This window comes from Variovorax sp. NFACC27 (assembly GCF_048301545.1).
Classification (GTDB): Bacteria; Pseudomonadota; Gammaproteobacteria; order Burkholderiales; family Burkholderiaceae_C; genus Variovorax; species Variovorax gossypii.
This window is the reverse complement of record NZ_CP157613.1, coordinates 1,399,019-1,417,620: the sequence shown is the minus strand read 5'-3', so window position 1 is coordinate 1,417,620 and position 18,602 is coordinate 1,399,019. Positions and strand designations below refer to the sequence as shown.

The 18,602-nt window shown below is 69.3% G+C and carries 18 protein-coding genes; 8 read left to right on the top strand and 10 right to left on the bottom strand.

Features of this window, described 5'->3' with window-relative positions; genetic code table 11:
• Positions 1–9 precede the first annotated feature (9 nt).
• Genes ABL840_RS06650 through mtgA form a run of 3 tightly spaced genes read left to right on the top strand, consistent with a single transcriptional unit; the run spans position 10 to position 2,492 of the window.
• A complete protein-coding gene (locus ABL840_RS06650) occupies positions 10–864 on the top strand; it encodes an energy transducer TonB (RefSeq protein WP_093196908.1) in 855 nt (284 codons plus the stop codon).
• Between the two features lie 23 nt (positions 865–887).
• A complete protein-coding gene (aroE, locus tag ABL840_RS06645) occupies positions 888–1,736 on the top strand; it encodes a shikimate dehydrogenase (protein ID WP_093196910.1) in 849 nt (282 codons plus the stop codon).
• Between the two features lie 12 nt (positions 1,737–1,748).
• The gene (mtgA, locus tag ABL840_RS06640; protein ID WP_093196912.1) at positions 1,749–2,492 is read left to right on the top strand and encodes a monofunctional biosynthetic peptidoglycan transglycosylase; all 744 of its coding nucleotides are present in this window, start codon (positions 1,749–1,751) and stop codon (positions 2,490–2,492) included.
• Here the strand turns inward: mtgA and ABL840_RS06635 are convergent.
• Positions 2,458–2,880, bottom strand: coding sequence for a DUF2809 domain-containing protein (locus ABL840_RS06635; protein WP_093197245.1), 423 nt, complete (start codon positions 2,878–2,880; stop codon positions 2,458–2,460). The genes mtgA and ABL840_RS06635 overlap by 35 nt on opposite strands.
• Positions 2,881–2,889: 9 nt before the next feature.
• Here ABL840_RS06635 and ABL840_RS06630 point away from each other — a divergent pair, with 9 nt between their 5' ends.
• Positions 2,890–3,795 carry a 1-acyl-sn-glycerol-3-phosphate acyltransferase gene (locus ABL840_RS06630; RefSeq protein WP_176947383.1) on the top strand — a complete coding sequence of 302 codons (906 nt, stop codon included), beginning with the start codon at positions 2,890–2,892 and terminating at the stop codon, positions 3,793–3,795.
• A gap of 7 nt (positions 3,796–3,802) precedes the next feature.
• Entirely contained in the window at positions 3,803–4,792 is a 990-nt protein-coding gene (locus ABL840_RS06625) for a phosphatidate cytidylyltransferase (RefSeq protein WP_093196915.1), read from the top strand.
• 149 nt (positions 4,793–4,941) lie between these two features.
• Here the strand turns inward: ABL840_RS06625 and ABL840_RS06620 are convergent, their stop codons facing one another.
• Positions 4,942–7,020 carry a tetratricopeptide repeat protein gene (locus ABL840_RS06620; RefSeq protein WP_093196918.1) on the bottom strand — a complete coding sequence of 693 codons (2,079 nt, stop codon included), beginning with the start codon at positions 7,018–7,020 and terminating at the stop codon, positions 4,942–4,944.
• A gap of 151 nt (positions 7,021–7,171) precedes the next feature.
• Here ABL840_RS06620 and ruvC point away from each other — a divergent pair, with 151 nt between their 5' ends.
• On the top strand, positions 7,172–7,720 hold the full coding sequence (gene ruvC / locus ABL840_RS06615; protein WP_093196921.1) for a crossover junction endodeoxyribonuclease RuvC: 549 nt from the start codon (positions 7,172–7,174) through the stop codon (positions 7,718–7,720).
• Positions 7,721–7,839: 119 nt separating this feature from the next.
• Here the strand turns inward: ruvC and glyA are convergent, their stop codons facing one another.
• Positions 7,840–9,162 carry a serine hydroxymethyltransferase gene (gene glyA / locus ABL840_RS06610; RefSeq protein WP_093299754.1) on the bottom strand — a complete coding sequence of 441 codons (1,323 nt, stop codon included), beginning with the start codon at positions 9,160–9,162 and terminating at the stop codon, positions 7,840–7,842.
• Positions 9,163–9,279: 117 nt separating this feature from the next.
• Between glyA and ABL840_RS06605 the strand changes: the two genes are divergently transcribed.
• Positions 9,280–10,239, top strand: coding sequence for a LysR family transcriptional regulator (locus ABL840_RS06605; RefSeq protein ID WP_093299750.1), 960 nt, complete (start codon positions 9,280–9,282; stop codon positions 10,237–10,239).
• 110 nt (positions 10,240–10,349) lie between these two features.
• Positions 10,350–11,264 (top strand): hypothetical protein, encoded by a 915-nt coding sequence (locus tag ABL840_RS06600; RefSeq protein ID WP_126469621.1) that lies wholly within the window; start codon positions 10,350–10,352, stop codon positions 11,262–11,264.
• Positions 11,265–11,271: 7 nt separating this feature from the next.
• Here ABL840_RS06600 and ABL840_RS06595 read toward each other — a convergent pair whose 3' ends face one another.
• From ABL840_RS06595 to murC, 7 genes are all read right to left on the bottom strand, one after another.
• Positions 11,272–11,448, bottom strand: a complete 177-nt coding sequence (locus ABL840_RS06595; RefSeq protein ID WP_019656766.1) for a hypothetical protein — start codon at positions 11,446–11,448, stop codon at positions 11,272–11,274.
• Between the two features lie 23 nt (positions 11,449–11,471).
• The gene (gene lpxC, locus ABL840_RS06590) at positions 11,472–12,395 is read right to left on the bottom strand and encodes a UDP-3-O-acyl-N-acetylglucosamine deacetylase (protein ID WP_171022508.1); all 924 of its coding nucleotides are present in this window, start codon (positions 12,393–12,395) and stop codon (positions 11,472–11,474) included.
• Positions 12,396–12,651: 256 nt separating this feature from the next.
• Positions 12,652–13,866, bottom strand: coding sequence for a cell division protein FtsZ (ftsZ, locus tag ABL840_RS06585; RefSeq protein ID WP_093196934.1), 1,215 nt, complete (start codon positions 13,864–13,866; stop codon positions 12,652–12,654).
• 170 nt (positions 13,867–14,036) lie between these two features.
• Entirely contained in the window at positions 14,037–15,266 is a 1,230-nt protein-coding gene (gene ftsA / locus ABL840_RS06580; protein ID WP_093196937.1) for a cell division protein FtsA, read from the bottom strand.
• A gap of 28 nt (positions 15,267–15,294) precedes the next feature.
• Positions 15,295–16,083: a cell division protein FtsQ/DivIB gene (locus ABL840_RS06575; RefSeq protein ID WP_093196940.1), complete on the bottom strand. Its 789-nt coding sequence runs from the start codon at positions 16,081–16,083 to the stop codon at positions 15,295–15,297.
• A gap of 2 nt (positions 16,084–16,085) precedes the next feature.
• Positions 16,086–17,057, bottom strand: a complete 972-nt coding sequence (locus ABL840_RS06570) for a D-alanine--D-alanine ligase (protein WP_093196942.1) — start codon at positions 17,055–17,057, stop codon at positions 16,086–16,088.
• Entirely contained in the window at positions 17,054–18,523 is a 1,470-nt protein-coding gene (gene murC, locus ABL840_RS06565; protein ID WP_093299745.1) for a UDP-N-acetylmuramate--L-alanine ligase, read from the bottom strand. Before murC ends, ABL840_RS06570 begins: the two co-directional genes overlap by 4 nt.
• Between the last annotated feature and the right edge of the window lie 79 nt (positions 18,524–18,602).

Here is an 18,602-nt window from a genome sequence, read left to right as displayed (position 1 = left end):
GTTTCGAGAATGAACTTCAAGGACCTCAGCACGCTGCAGATCGCTCTGGGCGTGTCGGTCGTCGTACACGCCGCGCTGCTCGCGGTGCGCTTCGTCGACCCCGAGTCGTTCAACAAGGTCTTCAGCGACACGCCGCTCGAAGTCATCCTGGTCAACAGCAAGACCAACGACAGGCCCGACCCCGCCGCCCGGCTGCGCGCGCAGACCTCGCTCGCGGGCGGCGGCGACCTCGACAAGGGCCGCGCGACCAGCCCGCTGCCGCCGTCGAGCTTCACCACCGTGGGCGACTCCTTCGAGGACGCGCAGCGCAAGGTCGACGCGATGCAGGCCGAGCAGATGCAGATGCTGACCCAGCTCAAGCGCGACCTGGCCGCGATGCCCGCGCCCGACCCACGCAACGCGGGCGACCCCGCCGAAGCCCAGGCGCAGGAAGACAAGCGCCGCCAGATGATCAACCTGCTGGCCGAGATCGAGCGCCGCGTGAACGAGGAGAACGCGCGCCCCAAGAAGCGCTACCTGAGCCCCTTCACGCGCGAGGCCGCCTTCGCCACCTACGTCGACTCGCTGCGCCGCCGGGTGGAAGCGCAGGGCACGGCCAACTTCCCGACGCTCGCCGGCAAGAAGCTCTACGGCGAGCTCACGATGACCATCACCGTCAACTTCGACGGCCGGCTGCTGTCGACCGTGATCGACGAGAGCTCGGGCGTGCCCGTGCTCGACAAGCGGGCCCAGGCCATCGTCGCGAGCGTGGGCAACTTCGGCACCTTCACCGACGCGATGCGCAAGGAGCACGCCGACCAGATCGTGATCCGGCCGCACTTCCGCTTCGCGCACGACGGCTCGGTCGAACTCTCATCGCAGTAAGCAGAACACAAGAGGCGGACACCATGGACCTGTACTGCATCATGGGCAACCCGGTCGAGCACAGCCGCTCGCCCCGCATCCACGCACGCTTCGCCGAGCTCTGCGGCCAGCAGATGGACTACGGCCGGCGGCTGATTCCGCTCGGCGCGTTCGCCGAAGGCATCGCGGCCTTCCGCAGCGAGGCAGCGCAGCGCGGCGACGTCGCGCGCGGCTGCAACATCACGGTGCCCTTCAAGTTCGAGGCCGCCGCGCTGGCGCAGCACACCAGCGAGCGCGCCCTGCTCGCGCAGGCGGTGAACACGCTGCGCTTCGACGCCGACGGCGGCATCCACGCCGACAACACCGACGGCATCGGCCTGGTCAACGACATCGTGCGCAACGCGGCCGTGCCGCTGCAGGGCAAGGCGCTGCTGCTGATCGGCGCGGGCGGCGCCGCGGCCGGCGTGCTGGGTCCGCTGCTCGACGCGGGCGCCTCGCGCGTCGTGGTCGCCAACCGCACCGTGGACAAGGCCGTGGAGCTGGTGCGCCGCCACGCGGCCGTCGCGCTGCGCCACGGGGCTTCGCTCGAAGCCTGGGCGCTCGACGAGGTGCCGGGCGCCTTCGACGTGGTGGTCAATGCCACCGCCTCCAGCCTCGCGGGCGACGCGGTGCCCGTGAAGGCCAGCGTGCTGCGCGAAGGCGGGCTCGCGGTCGACATGATGTACGGCCCCGCGGCCGCGGGCTTCATGGCCTGGGCGCAGGCCCATGGCGCGGTGCCGCGCGACGGGCTCGGCATGCTGGTCGAGCAGGCGGCGGAATCCTTCGAGATCTGGCGCGGCGTGCGCCCGCCGTCGGCGCAGGTGCTGGCCGAGATCCGCGCCGAACTGAAGTAAGCAAGAAAGAAGATGAAGGCCGCGCTGCGCCTGATCGCCTGCATTGCGGTGGCAGGCCTGGCACTCCAGCTCTTCTTCGTGGCGCGCATCGCGGCGATGGCCGTGATCGATCCGCAGAGCACCGCGTTCCAGCGCTCCGAGGCCTACCAGATCGCCATCCACCAGGGAAGCGGCGGCGGCTGGCGCCAGGAATGGGTGCCCTACTCGCAGATCAACGACACGCTCAAGCGCGCGGTCATCGCGAGCGAGGACTCCGGCTTCGTCGACCACAACGGCGTGGAATGGGAAGCCATCGAGCGCGCGCGCCAGCGCAACGCCAGGGCGGAAGAGCTGGCCGCCAAGCGTGCCGCACGCGCGGCGGCACGTGGCAGGCCGGTCAAGCCCGTGCAACTGCGCGGCGGCTCGACCATCACGCAGCAGCTCGCGAAGAACCTGCTGCTGTCGGGCGAGCGCACCATGCTGCGCAAGGGGCAGGAGCTGGTGCTGGCCACGCTGCTCGAGGTGCTGCTCGACAAGCGGCGGATCCTGGAGATCTATCTCAACAACGTGGAGTGGGGCGAAGGCGTGTTCGGCGCCCAGGCGGCCTCGCAGTACTACTTCCGCAAGCCGGCTTCGCGCCTGGGCACCGGCGAGGCGGCACGCCTCGCGGTGATGCTGCCCAGCCCCAAGTTCTTCGAGCGCCGGACCGGCTCGCCCTACCTGAGCGGGCGTGCTTCCACGGTCATGGCGCGGATGCCTGCGGCCGAGCTGCCCTGAAGACGGCCGCGCCGCGCAGGCCCTCGATGGCCAGCACCGCGGCGAAGCCGATGGTGTAGGCCAGCACGTCCCACCAGTCGGCCGTGCTGCCGAGCACGATGCGCAGGGCGCGGTTCGGAATGTGCAGGTGCCACGTCGCCGCCAGGTACTGCCCGAGCTCGACCGCAAGGCCCACGCCCAGCGCGGCCAGTGCCAGCGGCAGCACACGCGCGGCGATCACCGTCCTGAACACGAAGTACACCCACACCACGGCCAGCACGTCGCCGAAGAAGCTGCGCAGCCAGCCCCAGCGAGCCCCCACGGTGGCCAGCAGCAGGAGAACGAGGAACAGGGCCACGGCCCAGGCAAGGGAAAGAGGATCGAAACGCCATCGCATGGCCCGTATCATCGCGCCCATATGCTGGCAAAGCTCACGGGTTGGTTGCTTCTTGGGATCGTCCGCTTGCTCACGGGTGCCCAGGCACGCTGGTACGGCTGTCCGCCCAAGGCCGAGCAGCGCATCTACTTCGCCAACCACCAGAGCCATGCCGACCTGGTGATGATCTGGGCGGCGCTGCCGGAAGAGCTGCGCAGCATCACGCGCCCGATCGCCGCGCGCGACTACTGGGCCAACACGCCGGTCAAGCGCTGGATCACGACGGAGGTCTTCAACGCGGTGTACGTGGAGCGGCAGGCGACGCCTGCTGCGGCAAGCGCAGCGGCAACCGCACCGACAGCACCGGTGGTGGCCGAAGCACCGCCACCGCCGCCCGTCGTACGTGCACCGGTTCCGTCGCCGGCCGAGCGCATCGAGCCCTCGATGGAACCGCTGCTGCCGCTGACTCCGCCCGAGCCTCCCCTGGAAACCGTCGCGTCCGGCGCGCAAGGCCGGCTCGACCTGCCGGAGCCCCCTGCTCCACCTCCTGCGCCGCCGCCCGAGCCGCCGCCACCATCACCGCCGGCAGAGCCCGAAGCCCCGTCCGTCGCGGCGACTCCCGCTGTCGATCCGCTGGCCCCGCTGGTCGAGGCCCTGCGCAGCGGCGACTCGATCATCATCTTCCCCGAGGGCACGCGCGGCCACACCGGCGAGCCGCAGAAGTTCAAGTCGGGCCTCTACACGCTCGCCACGATGTTCCCCGAGGTGGTGCTGGTGCCCGCATGGATCGACAACGTGCAGCGCGTCATGCCCAAGGGCGAGATCGTGCCGGTGCCCATCCTCTGCTCCGTCACCTTCGGCGCGCCGATCCGCGTCGAGGAAGGCGAGGAGCGCCGCCCCTTCCTCGACCGGGCGCGCGCCGCCGTGATCGCCTTGCGCGACGTCTGACGACGACATGAACCAGTTTTTGCGCAGCCTCAGCCCGACCCAGCAGGTCGCGGCGCTCTTCCTCATCATCTTCGGCGTGCTCGCGATCGTGAGCGCCACGGCCTTCTTCCTGAGCTTCAGGGAAAAGCGCAACCCGGTGCACGACGCCGCCTGGCAGGCCGAGCTGGCGCACTTCCGCGCCCTGCTGGGCACCACCTGGTTCATGGTGCTGGTCTTCTGGATCGGCTGGGCGCTCGGCGAAACGGTGGCCACCGTGCTGTTCGCGCTGATCTCCTTCTTCGCGCTGCGCGAGTTCATCACGCTCTCGCCCACGCGACGCGGCGACCATCGCAGCCTGATCCTCGCCTTCTTCGTGGTGCTGCCGATCCAGTTCTGGCTCGTGGCCACCGCGCGCTTCGACCTGTTCACCGTGTTCATCCCGGTGTACGTGTTCCTCGCGATCCCGGTGACCAGCGCACTGGCCAACGACCCGAGCCAGTTCCTGGAGCGCAATGCCAAGCTGCAGTGGGGCATCATGGTCTGCGTCTACGGCATGAGCCACGTGCCGGCGCTGCTGCTGCTGAGCTTCCCGGGCTACGAGGGCAAGAGCGCCTTCCTCGTGTTCTTCCTGGTGTTCGTGGTGCAGACCTCGGTGCTGGTGCAGCACCTGATCTCGCGGCGCATGCAGCGCGCGCCCTTCGCGCCCAACGTGAGCCGCAGCTTCAACTGGACCAGCTGGGCCATCGGCATCGCGGTGGCGAGCCTGGTGGGCGCGCTGTTCTCGTTCATCACGCCGTTCAAGTTCGGCCAGGCGCTCGCGGTGTCGGTCATCGCGTGCATCTCGGGGTCGATGGGACACCTGGTGATGAAGGCGCTCAAGCGCGACCGGGGCATTCCGAACTGGGGCCAGAAAGGCATGGGCGTGACCGGCGCCAACGGCCTGCTGGACCGCGTCGATGCACTCTGCTTCGCCGCGCCCATCTTCTTCCACTCCATCCGCTGGTACTTCAACGCCTGAACCTGGCACACCCCCAGGCTCCGCGCACTTCGTGTCGCTTCGCCAACCCCCTTGCAGGGGGCAATACCTGCGGCCCGGCGAAGCCGGTTCCGCGGTATTCATGGAAAAGCCTCGCGGGCGGTTCTGCGCGGGGAGGCAGATGAATTCGTTCAGGCCTTGCGGCGCACCACGCGGCCGAAGACTTCCTTCGCCTTGCGTCCGATGGCCCTGGCCTTCAGTGCCTGCAGTTCTCGGGCGAGGCGTGCGCGCTGCTCGGCCGAGAGCGCGGTGCCGAAGCGGCCCAGCGCGGCCTCGAGCGCCGCGCGCTGCGCTTCCACCCGGCCCTGCCGGCCCTCGGCCTCGGCAAGCCACTCGCAGGCATTGACGACGCGCTCGCGCAGCGCGGCATCGCCCGAATCGCCGAAGCGTGCGATGAGAGCGCGATAGGTCTTGATCTGGCCGGCCGGATCGCCGAGCTTGTCCTGCGCCTTGGCCTTGTTGATCATCGACTTCGCGGCCCAGAGCTGCAGCGTGCCTTCCCTCGCGCCGGTGGTGCGCGCGATGGCCTCGTCGTAGCAGGCCACCGCCGCCTCGAGCCGGCCGGTCTGGCGCAGCGTGGCGCCCTTGCGGAACAGCGCGCCGACCACGCGCCCGCGCAGGTCGGGCAGCTCGGAGTTGCCCCAGCGCGCGACGATCTCGTCGTGCACGCGCATCTCGTCGTCGTGCCGGCCGAGGCGGTCGAGCGCGGTGCTCTTGTACTGCATGCACAGCGCGACCGTCTCCTGCATCTCGGTCGAGGAATCGGCACCGTAGCGCGCGTCCATCGCCTCGGCGGCGGCGACGACTTCGTCGAAGCGCTCCAGCGCGACCAGGCAGAAGGCCTTGTGGACCAGCGCCCGCGCGCACTGGCGGCGCAGCTCCGGATGCGGCGACGGGGCATGCGCGGCCAGCACCTCGTCGAACAGCGCGATGGCCTCGCGCGACTCGCCCGCATCGCCGTGCCTGCGCCCCTGCTTGACCTTGTCGCGCACCTCGTCGCGCGTCTCGGGCGACAGCTCCGGCAGGTTGGCCTCGGCGTCGGCCCTGCGCAGCCGCCTGAGGCAGGCTTCGCGGCCGGCGATGGCCTTGGCCAGGGTGTCCTGCAATTCAAGAGCGGGCGCGCCCTGGAGCTGGCGCGCGAGCTGCTGGTACACAGCGAGCGCATCCTCGGCGCGGCCCAGCCGTTCGAGCAGCACGAAGCCCTTGTTGAGCAGCGCGCTCGCGACGGTGCGATGCACCACCGCGTCGGTGTCAGCGCCGAAGGTGGCGAGCAGGCGATCGCATGCGGCCAGCGCGGCATCGCCGTCTTCCTGCTCGCGCAGGCCCACCGACCAGTCGTAGGCGCGGCGCACCGCCATGCGGCGCACCTGCGGCGATGCGTCGTGGCCGTAGCGGTCGAGCAGCCAGCCGACCAGTTCGGCGCGGTTCGCATGCTCGTCGATGCCGAAGCCGTCGAAGAACAGCGTCAGCGCCCGCACGCCTTCGATGCGCAGTTCCGGCGCGGCTTCGGCAAGGCCGGCCTCGATCTGGTCGGCCACGGCGAGGCACATCACCTGCGCCTGGGCATGCTGCGCCAGCTCCCGCAGGTTGAGCACCGACGCCAGGCGCGCACGCGCCACGCGCAGCACCACGCCGGGGTCGGTGCTGGCGTCGAAGCGCTCGATCGCGGCCTCCAACGTGGCCAGCGCATCCTGCGGCAGGCCGCGGTGATGCTCCACCTCGGCCTTGAGCAACCGCGCCTCCACGCGCCAGGTGTCGAAGGCGGCATCGGGCTGGCTGTCGAGCAGTTCGCTCATGGCGTCGCAAGCTTCGCAGCGCGCGGCAGGCTCGTCGATCCACCATGTGCGCTGGTAGAGCGCGTGGGCGATGTGCTCGCGGATCTCGGGCTCGGCGCGCTGGCCGTGCGCCGCGATCAGGCGGTCGAGCGTGGCGAGCGCGTCTGCCGGGCGGTGCATCTGGCGCAGCATGTGCGCCAGCAGGCGCAGCGTCTGGCAGCACGGCACGACCACGCCGACCTCGGGCTTCGCCGCGAATTCGTCGAGCAGCCTGGCGCTCGCGGCCAGCGCTTCCTTGCGACGGCCCAGGTCGTCGAGCAGCTCGATGCGGCGGAAACTGGCGGCCGCGCGTTCGGCGGGGTGCATCTGCAGGCGCGCGATCAAGGCTTGCACCTCGTCCAGTTGCTGCTGCGCGGAGGACTCGACTACATTCACATTCGCTTCCTTGGATGGCGCGCCCCGCGCGCGGCGGGGGGCGGACTGTACGGACCGGGCGGATTCTGCCCGCGATCAGCCCGCTTTCGGCCCTCTCCTCGCGGCTCTTTCGACTCTCTTTATCCGGGCTTAGGCCTTTACGTTTCCTTTCATGCGCATTCTCGGCATCGACCCCGGCTTGCAGACCACCGGCTTCGGCGTGGTCGATGCGGACGGCCACGGGCTGCGCTACGTGGCCAGCGGCACCATCAGCACGCGGCACCTGGGCACCGGCAACCTGCCGGCCCGCCTGAAGGTGCTGTTCGACGGCATCGCGGAAATCACCGCGCGCTACCAGCCCGATGCATCGGCGGTGGAAATCATCTTCGTCAACGTCAATCCGCAGTCGACGCTGCTGCTGGGGCAGGCGCGGGGTGCGTGCGTGACGGCGCTGGTCAGCAACAACCTCTCGGTGGCCGAGTACACGGCGCTGCAGATGAAGAAGGCGGTGGCCGGCCACGGCCAGGCGGCCAAGGCGCAGGTGCAGGAGATGGTGCGGCGGCTGCTCGACCTGCCGGGCCTGCCGGGCGCCGACGCGGCGGACGCACTGGGCATCGCCATCACGCATGCGCAGGTGGGACGCTCGATGGCGCGGCTCGCCGAAGCGGCCGAGCTGTCGAAGACCCATGCCGGCACCTACCGGCAGGGGCGTTCGAGGTAGGCTCGCCCCCCAGGCTTCGCGCACTTCGTGTCGCGCACGCCTTCCCCCTTCCGGGGGCAACACCCGCGGCCCGGCGAAGCCGGTTCCGCGGTGTTTCCCGAATCAGCCCGTAGCTGCTTTCAGCGCACGATGTAGCGCAGCTCGCCAAGGCGCTTGCGTCGCTCGCGCACCTCGGCGGCCACCGATACCACCTCGCCGTCGAGCGCGCGTGCGATCCAGCCGGCCAACTGCGGCATGTCTTCGGGCGTGAAGCCCAGTCGCACGATCTCGGGCACGCCCAGGCGCAGGCCGTTGATGTCGCCCTCCACGGGCGCGATCGGCAATCCGATGCCGCAGGCCAGCAGGCCGCCCTGCGCAAGCTTCTTCGAAGCGTGCTGCCCGCCGCCCCAGCGCGCCGCCTCGAGTGCGAACTGGTGCGACTGCGTGAAGCCGCGCGCCTTCGCGAACACCGGCAGGCCCAGTGCATCGAGCGCTCGCGCGAGCGCCTGCGCGGTCTCGCGCATCGCCGCCGCATAGGCGACGCCGTGCACCTTCCAGTCGAGCAGCCCGCGGGCCAGCGCCGCGGTGCGCCCCGCGTCCGAATTGGCCGTGAGGCCGGGGTACGCGATTGCGTCGATGCGCTCCATCAGCGCGGCGTCGTTCGACACGATCAGGCCGCCCGCCGGACCACCCAGGCTCTTGTAGGTGCTCATCGTGATGGCATGTGCGCCCTGCTCCAGCGGCTGCGGCCACGCCTTGCCGGCCACCATGCCCGAGAGGTGCGCGGCGTCGAAGAGCAGCTTCGCGCCCACGCTGTCGGCGATCTCGCGGATCGCGGGCACCGGGTGCGGAAACAGGTTCAGGCTGCCGCCGATGGTGATGAGCGTCGGCTTCGCCTCGCGCACCAGCTTCGCGAGCGCGGTCACGTCGACCGTGTAGCCGTCGGCATCCACAGGCGCGGAGACCGGCTTCAGTCCGTAGAGCCCCGCCGCGCCCGCCGCATGGTGCGTGACGTGGCCGCCGATGCTGGGCGGCGGCACGACGATGGTGTCGCCCGGCCTGCAGGTCGCCATGAACACGTAGAGATTCGACAGCGCGCCCGAGCTCACGCGCACCTCGGCGAACTTCGAGCCGAACACCTCGGCCGCCAGCTCGGCCGCGACGACTTCGATGCGCTCGATGGCCTCCAGCCCCATCTCGTACTTGTCGCCCGGATAGCCCAGCGACGGACGCGAGCCCAGCCCGCGCGACAGCAGCGCCTCGGCGGCCGGGTTCATCACGTTGGTGGCGGGGTTGAGGTTCAGGCCTTCCACGTCGTGGATGCGGTGGTTGTCGGCCACCAGGCGTTCGATCTCGGCGGCGACGCCAGCCGTATCGCGCGCGGAGGCATCCGCGGCAATGGAAAGCACGTGGTCTTCGCTGGCGGCGGGAACCCAGGGGCGGCGTTGCAGGGCGGCGGGCATGCGGCGGATCTCGCTGGAAGTGATGGATGCACGAATCGTCGCGCGCCGCCGCCGGCCGGGCAAACCGGATAATCTGGCCCCGGGCCATAGAAAAACTTGGCCTGAAGGACCTGCCAGATGCCGCTCGCGCCGCCTCGCCCCCGCCTGCCTCCGCACACGGCCGTGCGCGCCTTCGAGGCCGCGGCCCGCCACGGCAGCTTCGCGCGCGCGGCCGAGGAACTCTTCGTCACGCCGGCCGCCGTCGCGCAGCAGATCAAGGCGCTGGAAACATGGGCCGGCGGCGCGCTGTTCGAGCGGCACAGCCAGGGCATCCGCCTCACCGCGCACGGGCGGCGCGCATTGCCCGCCCTCAGCGCGGCCGTCGACCAGCTCGGGCTGGCCGTGCAGGCGTTGCGCCACGAAACCCAGATCGCCGCGCGCCGCAGCACGCTGCAGGTGGCCGCGCTGCCTGCCGTGGCCCAGCTGTGGCTGTCGCCCCGGCTCTCGCGCCTGAAGGCGGAACTGCCCGGCGTGCAGGTGTCGGTGACCGCGCTGGAGCAGCCGCCGAACTTTCGTCGCGAGCCATTCGATCTGGGCCTCTTCTATGCGCGGGCCGGCGAGCGCATCGAGACCGACGCGGGCGCGCAGGCGATCCCGCTCGTGCGCGACCGGCTGCTGCCCGTGTGCAGCCCGCGCCTGCGGCAGCCCCTGCCCAGCGGCCGCCCGCGCCCGCCCGAGGACCTGATCGAACTGCTGGAGCGCAACGGCGGGCTGCACGACACCGTCTGGCGCGACGACTGGCAGCGCTGGCTGCAGGCCGTGCGGCCCGGCACCACGGCGGCCGAAGCCGAAGCGTTGGCGGCCGGGCCGGACTTCTCGCTCTACAGCCTCGCCCTGCAGGCCGCGCTCGACGGCGAAGGCGTGCTGATGGGCCGCGAGCGCCTCGTCGCGCCCCTGCTTGCTCAGGGCAAGCTGCATGCGCCCTGGGGCCGGCCGAAGGCGCTGGGCGACACGGTCGTGCTGCTTGTGCCCGCGCATCGCAAGGGGCCTCTGCTGGCTCGGCAGGTGCAGGCCTTGCAGGCGCTGACCGAAAACTGAAACACGAGCGCCGGACACTTTCCGCGCCGGGCCTCCCCATTTGCAGGGAGGCCGCCGCGCAGGCGCAGTGACAGACTTCGCGCCGGCGTCCACAACATCGGGAGCGAACCATGGCAGGAGAGGATCACGGTGGGGGAACGCCCGCGCCTTCGTCGCGGGTGGAGAAGGTCACGAAATGGGCCAGCGGCGCGTCGGCGCTGATCGCGGTGCTCGCGGCGGCGCTGGGCCTCTACTGGCAGTACAAGGCCGAAGATTCGAAGAAGGCCGCCGAGGATGCCCAGCATCGCGCAGCGGCTTCGGCGCAGGCGAACGAGGCGCAGCGCATCGACTTCGAGCGCAAGCGGGTCGACAACTCGCTCGAGGAGACGCGCTTCAAGCGCGACCAGTACGTCTACGAGAAGGTGGTCGAAGTGCTCCAGATGGACGAGAAGGCGCCGGGCCGGCATCGCCGCGAGCAGGCGGCCTTCGCGCTCATCAATTCGGTGGCATCGGAAGACCTGGCGGGCCGGCTCTTTCCGCTCGTGGCGCTGTCTTTCGCCGATCCGGTGCTGCGCGCCGAAGCGGGCAAGGCCGGGGAGTTCGCGCAGGAGCAGAAGGCCATCGAGGTCAACCGCAGCGCCGCGGCGGCAGTGGCTAAACCGCCGGCCAGCTCCTCATCGGGGAAATTCGCCGGCTTCCGGGTCGACATCCTGTACTGCACGAGCGAGCGCGATCCGGAGGTCCGCAAGCGCAATGAAGCGCCTGCGCGCGACCTGCTCGCCAGGCTGAAGGCCGCGCGCGGCGACGTCACCTGGCGGCTGCGCGAATTTCCCGAGGCGAGCAACGCCGTTCCCGGCTATCTGATTCGCGGCGTGCAGGTTCGCTACAACCCGCGGGACAACGAGACGGAGGCCGCCCAGGCGCTGCGGCAGATGGTGGTGGAGAACGTCCCGAAGGACTTCGACGAGGTGACACTGCGCGAAGTCTCGCAGCGCACGCCGTCCTACCTGAGCCTGTTCATCTGCCGGCAGGAGACCGCCGGCTGAAGAAAGCTCAAGCCACCCGCTCGGCGATCAGGACCGCGAAGAAGCCGAAGGCCGCCAGCAGCGTCCACTTCAGCACGATCCAGCCGATGCGGCGGTACTTGACCTGCCCCGTGCCCGCGTAGAACGCGAAGCACACGCCGGCCACCAACAGAAGCAGCAGGATGGCCCAGCGGAACAGAAGCATGTGAGAAAGGCGAAGGGGGCCTGCTACCAGGCCCGCGCGACTTCGCCGAAACCGCGCGGCGCGCGCTTCTCGTCCTCGAAGGTCACGACCTCGTAGGCATCGCTGTGCGAGAGCAGTTCGCGCAGCAGCTTGTTGTTGAGCGCATGGCCCGAGCGGAAGGCGGTGTAGGCGGCCAGCAGCGGCTTGCCGATGATGTAGAGGTCGCCCATCGCGTCGAGGATCTTGTGCTTCACGAACTCGTCGTCGTAGCGCAGGCCGCCTTCGTTCAGCACCTTGGTGTCGTCCATCACGATGGCGTTGTCCAGGCCGCCGCCGAGCGCGAGGCCCTTGCTGCGCATGTACTCGACTTCCTTGGTGAAGCCGAAGGTGCGAGCGCGCGCGATGTCGCGGCTGTAGGAATCGGTGCCCAGGTCGAATTCCACGCGCTGGCCGGTGGAATTGACGACGCGGTGGTCGAAGTCGATCTCGAAGCTCAGCTTGTAGCCGTGGTACGGCTCCAGGCTCGCCCATTTCTCGTTGGCGCCCTCGCCTTCGCGCACCTCGACCTTGCGGGTCACGCGGATGAAGCGGCGCGGCGCTTTCTGCAGCGCGATGCCCGCGCTCTGCAGCAGGAACACGAAGGAGGAAGCCGATCCGTCGAGGATCGGCACTTCGTCGGCCGTGATGTCGATGTAGAGGTTGTCGATGCCCAGGCCCGCGCAGGCGGACATGATGTGTTCGACAGTCTGCACCTTGGCGCCGCCGGTGGAGACGGTGGAGGCCAGGCGCGTGTCGGTGACCGACTCGGCGGTCATGCGGATCTCGACCGGCTCGGGCAGGTCGACGCGGCGGAACACGATGCCCGTGTCGGCCGGAGCCGGCCGCAGTGTCAGCTCCACGCGCTGGCCGCTATGGAGCCCCACGCCCACGGCGCGGCTGATCGACTTGAGGGTACGTTGTTGCAGCACGGCCGGGATTTTAGGCGCGCGACGGGCGTGGCGGCCTATGCCCCTCGCTATGGCACCGATAGACATGGGTTCTATGCAATTCCTTCGAATTGGCCTGAAATGGACGCAAAGGGCACGAGGTGAGCGCAGCGCCTAGAGCCAGCGGACGTCCCTTTCGGGTCGTCCCTGTGCCCCTTACGCTCCCTCGTGCCCTCTGCGTCTGGCCGAGTTCACCCCCGCGATGGCCTCCAGCGAGGCCATCGGATGGGGTGTTCTCTCAATCGGCTTGACGGCGCAGGAAGGCCGGGATCTCGAAGTCGTCCATGCCACCCGAAGACAGCGCGTCCACCTTCGCCGCGGCCATCGTGCGGTTGGTGCGCCACACGCTGGGGACGGCCATGCCGTCGTAGTTGGGCTGGCTGCCGCCCGTGCCGCCGGCATGACCCACGCCACCGAGCGTCGGCACGGTGAAGGGGATGTTGTCGGTGCCGGTACGGATCACTTCCAGCGTCGGCTGCTGGCGGCGTGCGTCGGCACGCGACAGGCCGGTGGCCACCACGGTCACGCGCATCTCGTCGCCCAGGCTGTCGTCGTAGGCGGCGCCGTAGATCACGTGCGCGTCCGGCGAAGCGTAGGCGCGGATGGTGTTCATCGCCAGCTTCGACTCGTTCAGCTTCAGCGAGCTCTTCGACGCCGTCACCAGCACCAGCACGCCCTTGGCGCCCGAGAGGTCGATGCCTTCGAGCAGCGGGCAGGCCACGGCCTGCTCGGCGGCGATGCGCGCGCGGTCCGGGCCTGCAGCCGCGGCCGTGCCCATCATGGCCTTGCCGGGTTCACCCATCACGGTGCGCACGTCTTCGAAGTCGACGTTCACGCCGCCGTACTCGTTGATGATTTCCGAGATGCCGCCCACGGCGTTCTTCAGCACGTCGTTGGCCTGCGCGAAGGCTTCTTCCTGCGTGACGTCCTCGCCCAGCACGTCGAGCAGCTTCTCGTTGAGCACCACGATCAGCGAGTCGACGTTCGCTTCGAGCTCGGCCAGGCCGGCGTCGGCGTTGGTCATGCGGCGGCCGCCTTCCCAGTCGAAGGGCTTGGTGACCACGCCCACGGTCAGGATGCCCATTTCCTTCGCGACGCGCGCGATCACGGGAGCCGCACCGGTGCCGGTGCCGCCGCCCATGCCGGCCGTGATGAACAGCATGTGTGCGCCGTCGATGGCGGTGCGGATGTCGTCCACCGCGAGCTCGGCCGCTTCACGGCCCCTTTCGGGCTTGCTGCCGGCGCCCAGGCCGCTGGTGCCGAGCTGGATGATCTTGTGCGCGTTGCTGCGCTGCAGGGCCTGTGCGTCGGTATTCGCGCAGACGAACTGAACGCCCTGCACGCCACGCTCCATCATGTGGGCGACCGCATTGCCGCCGCCACCGCCGACACCGATCACCTTGATCTGCGTGCCCTGATTGAACTCTTCGACTTCGATCATTTCGATGGTCATTTTTAACTCCTTGAATCTTGCAGTTGCCGTTATGTGTCTGTGAATATTTCTTGTGTATTGACGAGATCAACGAAGAGCCCGTCGCGATGGTGGACCTGTTCGTCGCCATCGCTCATTGAAATGCATGGGAGGGCTGCCACGCGCGAGCCAGAGTGGAGACTTGATCATGGCTAGAAATTCCCCACGATGAAGTCCTTGAAACGTCCGAATGCAGTCTTTACCGACCCATTCTTCTGCGCGACCTTGAAGCCACGCATGCGTGCGAAGCGTGCTTCCTCGAGCAGGCCCATCACCGTCGCGGCGCGAGGCTGCGCGACCATGTCCGACAACGCGCTCGAATACTTCGGGATGCCGCGGCGCACGGGCTTGAGGAAGATGTCCTCGCCGAGCTCCACCATGCCGGGCATCACGGCGCTGCCACCCGTGAGCACCACGCCCGACGACAGCACCTCTTCGTAGCCCGACTCGCGCACCACCTGCTGCACCAGCGAGAAGATCTCCTCGATGCGCGGCTCGATCACGCCGGCCAGCGCCTGCTTGCTCAGCATGCGCGGGCCGCGGTCGCCAAGGCCCGGCACTTCCACCTGCGTCTCGGGATCGGCCAGCAGCTGCTTGGCGAAGCCGTTCTCGACCTTGATGTCTTCCGCGTCCTTCGTCGGAGTGCGCAGCGCCATCGCGATGTCGCTGGTGATGAGGTCGCCCGCGATCGGGATCACCGCCGTGTGGCGGATCGCTCCGTTGGTGAAGATCGCCACGTCGGTCGTGCCCGCGCCGATGTCCACCAGCACCACGCCCAGCTCGCGCTCGTCTTCCGTCAGCACCGCCTGGCTGGAGGCCAGCGGGTTCAGCATAAGCTGGTCGACTTCCAGGCCGCAGCGGCGCACGCACTTGATGATGTTCTCGGCCGCGCTCTGCGCGCCGGTCACGATGTGCACCTTGGCTTCGAGCCGCATGCCGCTCATGCCGATCGGCTCCTTCACGTCCTGGCCGTCGATCACGAACTCCTGCGGCTCCACCAGCAAGAGGCGCTGGTCGCTCGAGATGTTGATGGCGCGCGCCGTCTCCACCACGCGGGCCACGTCGGCGGGCGTCACTTCCTTGTCCTTCACCGCCACCATGCCGCTCGAGTTGATGCCGCGGATGTGGCTGCCGGTGATGCCGGTGTAGACGCGGCTGATCTTGCAGTCGGCCATCAACTCGGCCTCTTTCAGCGCCTGCTGGATGCTCTGCACCGTGGCGTCGATGTTCACCACCACGCCGCGCTTGAGGCCGTTGCTCGGCGCGATGCCGAGGCCGGCCAGCTTGAGCTCGCCACCGGGCAGCACCTCGGCCACGACCACCATCACCTTGGCGGTGCCGATGTCGAGTCCTACGACCAGGTCTTTGTATTCTTTGGGCATTGAAATGTCCTCGATTCCTCGGTATTCGCTACTTGATTTTTCTTGGGGCCTCGGGCGAGACCGTGGTGACGCCGCGCAGCCGCAATGCATACGCGTCGTTGTGGCGCAGGTCGGCGCCCTCGACGTCGGCCATGGTTCGGCGGTACTGGCCCGCGACCTGGGTCACGGTCTTCAGGAAGCGCTGCAACCTGGCAGTCACCTCCTCGCCCTGGCCCCGGCCGAGCTCGATCTCGGCGCCGCTGTCGAGCACCACCTTCCAGCTGCCGCGGCTCGACAGCGTGAGCTCGTCGATGCTCAGGTCGTAGGGCTGGAACTGCGGCTGCAGCACGCGGTACATGCCCAGCACCTGGCCGGCCTGCTCGATCGGGCCGTCCAGGCGCGGCAGGTTGTCGTCCACCTCGGCCACGTTGGCCTCGAACACGTCGCCGAAGCCGTTGATGAGCTTCGAGCTCGCCTCGTCGCCCCAGTTGGCCACCGGCACCTGCTCGGTCAGCGTCACGCGCAGCTTGTTCGGGAACTCGCGCCGCACCACCGCGCTGCGCACCCACGGCACCGACTCGAAGGCCGCGCGAGCGCGCGCCAGGTCGATGGTGAAGAAGTTGCCCTTGAGCTGCGGCGCCACGTTGGCGCGCAGCGTGACCGCGTTGTTGTGCGTGACCTCGCCGTCCACCTTGATGCCGGCGATCGGGAAGAAAGGCTGGCGCAGCACCCACCACGCGCCCGCGGCAAGCAGCATGAGCGCCACCGCCGCGAACGCAAGGTTGGCGACGATGTTCATGAGCTTGACGTCGAAGGGCGCGGGAATGCTGTCGGCCATGGCTATAGCGAGCCTCCCGTTGCGTCCAGCGTGGCGGAAGCCAGCACCCGCAGGCACAGCTCCTCGTACGCGATGCCCGCGGCGCGGGCGGACATCGGCACCAGCGAATGACTGGTCATGCCGGGCGAGGTGTTCATCTCCAGCAGGAAGGGCTTGCGGTCGCTGGCGCGGATCATCACGTCGGCGCGGCCCCAGCCGCGGCAGCCGAGCGTGCGGTAGGCGGCCAGCGTGATGCGCTGGATCTCGCGCTCCTCGGCCTCGGGCAGGCCGCTCGGGCACTGGTACTTCACGTCGTCGGTGAAGTACTTGTTCTGGTAGTCGTAGGCACCCTCGGGCGCGGCGATGCGCACCACCGGCAGCGCGCGCGCATCGAGCCCGTGGCCGAGCACGGCGCAGGTCACTTCCTCGCCCTCGATGAATTCCTCGCACAGCACGTCGGCGTCGTACTTCGCCGAGAGCGCGACCGCGTCCTGCATCTGCGAGTAGCCCTGCACCTTGGTCACGCCGATGGACGAGCCCTCGCGCGGCGGCTTCACGATCACCGGCAGGCCGAGCACGTCGGGCACGGCCATGATCTGCTCGCGGCTTTGCTGGTCGAAGGCCAGGCGCACGTACTTGGGCGTGGGCAGGCCGTCGGCCTGCCAGATGCGCTTGGTCATGACCTTGTCCATCGCCACGCTCGAGGCCATCACGCCCGAGCCGGTGTAGGGAATGCCGAGCAGCTCGAGCGCGCCCTGCACGGTGCCGTCCTCGCCGTGGCGGCCGTGCAGCGCGACGAAGCAGCGCGCGAAGCCTTCGCGCTTGAGCTCCGACAGCTCGCGCTGCGACGGATCGAAGGCATGCGCGTCCACGCCGCGCGAACGCAGCGCGTCGAGCACGCCGGTGCCCGACATCAGGGAAATTTCGCGTTCGGCGGAGCTGCCGCCGAACAGCACGGCGACCTTGCCGAAGAGCTTGGGGTCCTGGAGGCTCATGAGGCCCTCCCTTTGCGCGAAGCGCGCTCGGATGTTGAAGGGGCGGCGGCCGCACCGGCCGCCGCGCCGAGTTCGACCACCTTGGCCGGCACCGCGCCGATGGAGCCCGCGCCCATCGAGAGCACCACGTCGCCCGGGCGGGCGTTGTCGAGAATGGCGCGCGGCATGGCGGCGATGTCGTCGACGAACACCGGCTCGACCTTGCCCGCCACGCGCAGCGCGCGCGCCAGCGTGCGGCCGTCGGCGGCCACTATGGGCGCCTCACCAGCGGCATAGACCTCGCCGAGCAGCACCGCGTCGGCCGTGCCGATGACCTTCACGAAGTCCTCGAAGCAGTCGCGCGTGCGGGTGTAGCGATGCGGCTGGAAGGCCAGCACCAGCCGGCGGCCAGGGAATGCGCCGCGCGCGGCCGAGATGGTGGCGGCCATCTCCACGGGGTGATGGCCGTAGTCGTCGATCACGGTGAAGGTGCCCGTGGCGCCCTCGCCCTGCACCGCGACGTCGCCGTAGCTCTGGAAGCGGCGGCCCACGCCCTTGAAGCCGGCCAGGCCGCGCTGCACCGCCTCGTCGGAAATGCCGAGTTCGACGGCCACCGCGATCACCGACAGCGCATTGCGCACGTTGTGCTCGCCCGGCAGGTTCAGCACGATGGGCAGGTCGGGCAGCGTCACGCCGTTGCGGCGCTGCGCGGTGAAGTGCATCTGGCCGCCGACGGCGCGCACGTCGATGGCGCGCACCTGGGCGTCCTCGCCGAAGCCGTAGCTGGTGACCGGGCAGGTCACGTCGGCCACGATCTCGCGCACCGCCGGATCGTCGGTGCAGAGGATGGCCACGCCGTAGAACGGCATGCGGTGCAGGAAGTCGACGAAAGCCTTCTTGAGCTTCGCGAAGTCGTGCCCGTAGGTTTCCATGTGGTCGGCGTCGATGTTCGTGACCACCGCCATCACCGGCAGCAGGTTCAGGAACGAGGCGTCCGACTCGTCGGCCTCCACCACGATGTAGTCGCCGCTGCCGAGCTGCGCGTTGGCGCCGGCGCTGTTGAGGCGCCCGCCGATCACGAAGGTCGGGTCGAGCCCCGCGGCGGCGAGCACGCTCGCCACCAGGCTGGTGGTGGTGGTCTTGCCGTGCGTGCCTGCGATGGCAATGCCCTGCTTCAGGCGCATCAACTCGGCCAGCATCAGTGCGCGCGGCACGACCGGAATGCGCTTCTCGCGCGCGGCCAGCACCTCGGGGTTGTCCGACTGCACTGCAGTGGAGGTGACGACCGCGTCCGCGCCGTCGATGTGCGCCGCTGCGTGGCCCACGAAGGTGCCGATGCCCAGGCCCGCGAGCCGGCGCAGCGTGGCACTGTCGGCCAGGTCGGAGCCGGTGATCTTGTAGCCCAGGTTGAGCAGCACTTCGGCAATGCCGCTCATGCCCGAGCCACCGATGCCCACGAAATGGATGTGACGAATCGCGTGCTTCATACCGGCACACCCCCAGGCTTCGCGCACTTCGTGTCGCTTCGCCAACCCCCTTGCAGGGGGCAATGCCTGCGGCCTGGCA

Bases quoted from the DNA above. Each gene is read 5' to 3' on its own strand.
- ABL840_RS06650 (WP_093196908.1), top strand. From the start codon at position 10: ATGAACTTCAAGGACCTCAGCACGCTGCAGATCGCTCTGGGCGTGTCG.
- aroE (WP_093196910.1), top strand. From the start codon at position 888: ATGGACCTGTACTGCATCATGGGCAACCCGGTCGAGCACAGCCGCTCG.
- mtgA (WP_093196912.1), top strand. From the start codon at position 1,749: ATGAAGGCCGCGCTGCGCCTGATCGCCTGCATTGCGGTGGCAGGCCTG.
- ABL840_RS06635 (WP_093197245.1), bottom strand. From the start codon at position 2,880: ATGATACGGGCCATGCGATGGCGTTTCGATCCTCTTTCCCTTGCCTGG.
- ABL840_RS06630 (WP_176947383.1), top strand. From the start codon at position 2,890: ATGCTGGCAAAGCTCACGGGTTGGTTGCTTCTTGGGATCGTCCGCTTG.
- ABL840_RS06625 (WP_093196915.1), top strand. From the start codon at position 3,803: ATGAACCAGTTTTTGCGCAGCCTCAGCCCGACCCAGCAGGTCGCGGCG.
- ruvC (WP_093196921.1), top strand. From the start codon at position 7,172: ATGCGCATTCTCGGCATCGACCCCGGCTTGCAGACCACCGGCTTCGGC.
- glyA (WP_093299754.1), bottom strand. From the start codon at position 9,162: ATGCCCGCCGCCCTGCAACGCCGCCCCTGGGTTCCCGCCGCCAGCGAA.
- ABL840_RS06605 (WP_093299750.1), top strand. From the start codon at position 9,280: ATGCCGCTCGCGCCGCCTCGCCCCCGCCTGCCTCCGCACACGGCCGTG.
- ABL840_RS06600 (WP_126469621.1), top strand. From the start codon at position 10,350: ATGGCAGGAGAGGATCACGGTGGGGGAACGCCCGCGCCTTCGTCGCGG.
- ABL840_RS06595 (WP_019656766.1), bottom strand. From the start codon at position 11,448: ATGCTTCTGTTCCGCTGGGCCATCCTGCTGCTTCTGTTGGTGGCCGGC.
- ftsZ (WP_093196934.1), bottom strand. From the start codon at position 13,866: ATGACCATCGAAATGATCGAAGTCGAAGAGTTCAATCAGGGCACGCAG.
- ftsA (WP_093196937.1), bottom strand. From the start codon at position 15,266: ATGCCCAAAGAATACAAAGACCTGGTCGTAGGACTCGACATCGGCACC.
- ABL840_RS06575 (WP_093196940.1), bottom strand. From the start codon at position 16,083: ATGGCCGACAGCATTCCCGCGCCCTTCGACGTCAAGCTCATGAACATC.
- ABL840_RS06570 (WP_093196942.1), bottom strand. From the start codon at position 17,057: ATGAGCCTCCAGGACCCCAAGCTCTTCGGCAAGGTCGCCGTGCTGTTC.
- murC (WP_093299745.1), bottom strand. From the start codon at position 18,523: ATGAAGCACGCGATTCGTCACATCCATTTCGTGGGCATCGGTGGCTCG.